The organism is Microcoleus sp. T3_D1, from assembly GCF_036700405.1.
Lineage (GTDB): Bacteria > Cyanobacteriota > Cyanobacteriia > Cyanobacteriales > Microcoleaceae > Microcoleus.
The window spans coordinates 1-1,291 of sequence record NZ_JAUBOV010000205.1 but is presented as its reverse complement, the minus strand read 5'-3'; the positions used below and the strand labels follow the sequence as shown (position 1 = coordinate 1,291).

The 1,291-nt window shown below is 39.9% G+C and carries 1 protein-coding gene; it reads right to left on the bottom strand.

Translation table 11 applies throughout. The features are described from left to right. Window positions 1–52: 52 nt before the first annotated feature. Window positions 53–1,104, bottom strand: a protein-coding gene (locus tag QT992_RS33395) for an ISKra4 family transposase (RefSeq protein ID WP_333322689.1) whose coding sequence is annotated in 2 segments (ribosomal slippage) — window positions 53–954 and window positions 954–1,104 — 1,053 coding nt in all. Because the reading frame shifts where the segments join, the coding sequence is not laid out codon by codon here. Window positions 1,105–1,291: the final 187 nt, after the last annotated feature.

Here is a 1,291-nt window from a genome sequence, read left to right as displayed (position 1 = left end):
GTATCTAAAGTATGGGAGTCGGGAAGAAAAATAGAAAAGAAGCCTCTATATTCTAGATTAATTCATTTAAGTAAGCACACCTAAGTTTGAGCATTTGATTGATATTTTCATGACACCACTGAGCGCCGGAAATTTTTAATCTTCTGTCAATCTGTTTCACTAATGATTCCACCGCTCCCGACCCAATAGAACAAATATTTTGGCTGGACAAGAGTTGATAGTTAACAATTCGATTCCGATGTTTTGTGACATATTTGCAAAAGTTGGTAGTCTGACGACTCTTGCACAACTCAAACAACTTAAGGGTTTCATCTGTACGGCCTTGCCACAACAATTCTTTGGCTTTAGACAGTCGTTTCCTAGACCCTGCTACTTTGTACAGATTTTCGACTAAATGATACCAGTCTAAGATTTCTCGGCGATTGCCATCCGGATTGAATTTACCGATCAGATTCCAAATTCCGTCATGTCCATCACCCAAACAAGTCACTAGGGAATTTAACGGCTGACGATTGACATAATCAATCAAGACTTCATTTTTCAGAAAATATGCAGCATAAAAGCTGCCATGAAGACTAACTGCTTTATAATCGAGCCAGTGAGAACCTTCCCCTTTTGCCCCTCTAACACGCACTTTTCCTCCATCCACACTGGTTTCTTTAATGGGGGCGCACGCTACTGGTTCAACCCAATCTTGGTTTTCTACCAATCTATGTAAACTGGTATGACCTATCTTGACTCCCGTCTGTACTTCAATTTCTTGAGATGCCTTTTCATAGGATAACAAGGCCACTTGTCGCAGACAGCATTTCTCAAAAAAAGGGGCTAACCGAGTCGATTTTTTGAGATTTAATTTTTCTGCTTGTTTTTCGGTAATTTTTAACTCACCTACACAGCTTTTTACTGTTCGGGGACGCCCTTTATCTGTTCCTGTGGTTTCTTTGATAAAAAAAAAGCAACTTCTGGTCCCACTATCTCTATCCATTGTTTTCTCAAGTGTCCTTCTATTGCTTCCAGGCTTTCTAACGCCTCGGGAGGAGTGTTTCTGTATAAAATTTTAGCGATTTCAGCAGTATGAGCTTGTAAACTTGCTCGGGTAGTCAGGCGTCATGTTGAGTTCCTCAAAATTATTTATTGACTATTGTAACTCTTGAGATACTCTATTCTTCAGTTCCTCTAAAATGGCTGATTGACTCTAAAACATATTTTTTGGGGAAGCTAAGTGTCGCTTTTCCCCAAAAGCGGCGCACCTTATCATACTTTTGTATATTTGCAAAATCGGGATGCTCCC